This window comes from Terrabacter sp. P5_B1 (assembly GCF_056400505.1).
Map to the genome: position 1 here is coordinate 1 of NZ_JBFULD010000369.1, position 3,879 is coordinate 3,879.

The following is a 3,879-nucleotide window of genomic DNA, read 5'->3' on the forward strand; positions in this document are numbered from 1 at the left end:
CGGCGCAGCGCGTCCCCCGAGAGGCGCTCACCGGCATACGGCACGGTCAGCACGCGATCGGGCGTGCCCTCGCCACGGAAGGTCTCGGACCCCATCGGCTCAGCCTGCTCGTCGGATGCGAACGCGGCGTCGAGGGGGTGGTCTCCGGTGGCGTCCGCCCAGCGCATCCGCCGGTGCAGGGATTCGAGGCCACTGGCCGCGATGGTCTGCGCGGCACCCGGGACTGCGACCCCCGCCTCGACGAGGCGCCGGAAGTGCGGCAGGTAGCCCTGGCGCCAGTTGGTCTCGCGCTCGGCCGACGCGGCGCCCAGGGGGTCCACACCGCGCAGGGCGTCAGCGACGACGGCCCGTCCGGTGGCGGTCGTGCTGCGGCGTCCGGATGCCGGGTCGAGTGGGAAGACCACTCCGCTGGGGTCGCTCATGGGCCCATCCTGCCCGAGTGTCCACCGGCGGCCACGAGGCCGACATCACTCCGGCGCCGGGGTGCAGTGCACCACGTGTCCCCACGAAACGGGCCCGATCGGAGGATCATGGGGACATGAGCACCAAGACGGCCGCCCACGCGGCAGAGCTGACGACGACCCGGGCCAACGAGATCGAGCGCATCACCGGGCTACGTCGAGAGTTCGCCGAGGTCGTCGAAGCCTCTCAGGCCAACATCGCCGACGACGAGCACGACCCCGAGGGGTCGACGATCGCCTACGAGCGCACCCAGATCGGCGCGCTCATCGAGCAGGCCGAGCAGCACCTCACCGAGATCGACGCCGCCCTCCAGCGCATCGCCGACGGCACCTACGGTCGCTGCGAGGTGTGCGGCGACCTGATTCCCGACGAGCGGCTGCGCGCGCGACCGGCGGCGCGCACCTGCATCGCCCACGCGGCAGCCGCCCTCCGTCGCTGAGGGATCTGTCGCTGAGGGGACGCGGCGCTGAGGGGACGCGGCGACGGGGTCGGTGCTCAGCGCAGGCCGGCCGCGATGCGGTCGAAGGCCTGGTCGATGTTGCGCTCCAGACGGCCCGCACCGCCGTTCTGCTGGYGCTCGATGCAGGCGCGCACGGCCGCGATGGCGACGGCCACGGTGAGGCGCGGTTCGAGCGAGGCCCCGGCCCGGACGCCGAGGCGGCGCTCGAGCGCCGCCGTCAGGGCGTTCTCGATGCGGATGTTGTTGCCGACGAGGGCGGGCGCGAGCGAGGGCTCGCCGAGCAGGATGCGTCGTCGTTTGGCCCGAAGCTCACGGTCCATCGAGGTCGGCGCGAGCATGCCGGCAAGGATCCGACGGAGGGAGTCGAGCGGTGACTCGTCCCCCGCGTCCTCCTCGAGCGACACGGCATACGCCTCGAGCTCCTCGGCCGTCGTGCCGATGACGGCGGCCTCCTTCGACGGGAAGTAGTTGAAGAAGGTGCGGGCGCTGACGCCGGCGCGGGCCGCGATCTCCTCGGTGGTGACGGCGGCGAAGCCCCTCTCCTCGACGAGGTCGAGGGCAGCGAGGTTGAGCGCGCGGCGGGTCTCGCGCTTCTTGCGCTCACGCAGGCCGCACGACTCGTCGCTCAGCAGGTCCGTGCTCATGCACCCATGGTGACACGATCAGTGCGTGGACTGCAATTTTGCAGTCACTGCACGATCGGCGTACTGTGGCGGCCATGCCACAGAAGACCCAGGGGACAGCCACGGACGCCACGACCGGCCCAGCCAGCTCGACGAGCGCCGCGAAGGCACCCGGACTCAACCGCTCGACCCGCAACATCTTCGTCGCGCTCATGCTCGGCATGCTCGTGGCGTCGATCAGCCAGACGATCGTCGGCCCCGCGATGCCGCGCATCGTCGCCGAGCTCGGTGGCATCGACCACTACTCGTGGCTCGCCACGGCCGCGATGCTCGTCAGCGCCATCACCGTCCCGATCGTCGGCAAGATGAGCGACCTCTACGGCCGGCGCGGCTTCTACCTCGGCGGACTCGTCGTCTTCATGGCCGGCTCGATCCTCTCCGGGTTCGCCCAGAACTTCTGGTGGCTCATCGCCGCCCGCGCCATCCAGGGTGCCGGCATGGGCACGCTGATGCCGCTCTCGCAGACGATCATCGGCGACATCATCCCGCCTCGTCAGCGGGGCAAGTACCAGGGCCTCATGGGCGGCGTCTTCGGCCTCGCGTCGATCCTCGGCCCGCTCGTCGGCGGCTTCGTCACGGACAACTGGGGCTGGCGCTACCTCTTCTTCATCACCCTGCCCATCGGCGTCTTCGCCTTCTTCGGCATCAGCCGCTTCCTCCACCTCGAGCACACCCCGCGCGAGACCGTCGTCGACAAGGCCGGCATCGCCGCGCTGTCGATGACCCTCATCCTGCTGCTGGTGCCCACCTCGCTCGGCGGAACGACCCTCGACTGGAGCTCCCCCGCGATCATCGGGATGTATGCCGCGGGCATCGTCATGCTCGGCGTCTTCATCGCCATCGAGCGCAAGGCGGTCGAGCCCGTGATGCCGCTGCGCCTCTTCAAGAGCCCGCTCTTCACGCTCTCCAACATCGCGGCCTTCATGGTGTCGGTCATGATGTTCGGCGCGATGATCTACCTCCCGGTCTACGCCCAGGGCGTGCTCGGCGCGTCGGCCACCAACTCCGGTCTGATCCTCATGCCGATGTCGGTCGCGATGATCGGACTGTCGATCATCTCCGGGCTCGTCATCACGAAGACCGGCCGCTACAAGCTGCAGACCATCGCAGGCATCCTCATCATGGGCGTCGGCTTCTGGCTGCTGACCCAGCTGCACTACGGCTCGAGCCAGCTCGACCTGACCCTGTCGATGATCGTCTTCGGCGTCGGCCTCGGCATGGCGCTGCAGGTCTTCACCCTCATCATCCAGAACTCCTCGCAGCGCAAGGACCTCGGCGTCGCCACCGCGTCGACGCAGTTCTTCCGCAACGTCGGCTCGACCGTCGGGACCGCCGTGTTCGGCACGATCATGACGAGCGGGCTCGCCGGCAACATCGCCGGGCACCTGCCGGCTTCGGTCGTCAAGCAGATGCAGGCGTCGGGCCAGCAGGTCAGCGCCGGCTCGGTGCTCGACCCGTCCGCCCTGGCCACGCTGCCGCCGCAGGTCGCGACCGGCGTGCAGCAGGGTCTCGCCGACTCCCTGCACACCGTGTTCGTCTGGGGCCTGGTGCCGTTCGTGCTCGCGCTGCTCGCCGCGCTCTTCATCAAGGAGGTGCCCCTGCGTGACACCGTGCACACGCCCGACGAGGCCGGCATCGAGCTGCTCGACACGATGTCGCAGTCGTCCCCCGACGACGAGCTCAAGGTGCCGCTCGGCCGCGAGGCCGGCAACACGCGGACGCACGAGCGCCTGCTCGGGCTCCGCCTGGGCCTGCTCGCCGACTCGGCACTGCGCGGCGACCGCCCGCTGCTGACGCAGGCCGTGACGCGGCTCGGCGAGGGGGACCTCGACGCCGGTGCGGCGCTGCTGCACCGCACGTCGCGGATGCTGACCTCCGAGGACCCCGCGCTCGTGGCCGAGACCGAGCGGTTCGCCGTCGAGGTCGCGGCGCGGGCCAAGGTCTCGGGCGGCATCCTCGACGAGGCGCTCAAGCGCGAGCTCGCCACCGCCGTGGCCGAGCGCGACGCCCGCACCGTCATGACGACGGTCGAGCCGACCGTGGCCGAGCGCCACGAGGCGGTCGACATCCGCCTCCTGTCCACTGTCGGTGACGACCTCACCGCCGCCTACCTCGTCGACCGGCAGAACGCCAGGGTCGCCGAGCACGCCGAGCACGCCGAGCACGCCGAGGCGGGGAGCCGGGCGGCAGTGCGCTGACCCGCCCTCCGAACCGTCGAGAGGCCACGTGTGGTCGCCTCGCACACATCGAGAGGCCAGTTCTCGTCACGAGGAC

At 70.6% G+C, this 3,879-nt stretch carries 3 protein-coding genes and 1 pseudogene; 2 read left to right on the forward strand and 2 right to left on the reverse strand.

Translation table 11 applies throughout. The annotated features are described in order from the left end of the window. Window positions 1–422: pseudogene (locus AC1DP0_RS19310) on the reverse strand (hypothetical protein); the annotation flags it as partial. A 116-nt stretch (window positions 423–538) separates the two neighbouring features. On the opposite strand from AC1DP0_RS19310, the gene AC1DP0_RS19315 reads away from it, so the two are divergent. Beyond that, on the forward strand, window positions 539–901 hold the full coding sequence (locus AC1DP0_RS19315) for a TraR/DksA family transcriptional regulator (RefSeq protein ID WP_478087656.1): 363 nt from the start codon (window positions 539–541) through the stop codon (window positions 899–901). Between the two features lie 56 nt (window positions 902–957). Here AC1DP0_RS19315 and AC1DP0_RS19320 read toward each other — a convergent pair whose 3' ends face one another. After that, window positions 958–1,566 (reverse strand): TetR family transcriptional regulator, encoded by a 609-nt coding sequence (locus AC1DP0_RS19320; RefSeq protein ID WP_478087659.1) that lies wholly within the window; start codon window positions 1,564–1,566, stop codon window positions 958–960. Window positions 1,567–1,640: 74 nt separating this feature from the next. On the opposite strand from AC1DP0_RS19320, the gene AC1DP0_RS19325 reads away from it, so the two are divergent. Beyond that, the gene (locus AC1DP0_RS19325) at window positions 1,641–3,803 is read left to right on the forward strand and encodes an MDR family MFS transporter (RefSeq protein WP_478087661.1); all 2,163 of its coding nucleotides are present in this window, start codon (window positions 1,641–1,643) and stop codon (window positions 3,801–3,803) included. The last annotated feature ends 76 nt before the right edge of the window (window positions 3,804–3,879 follow it).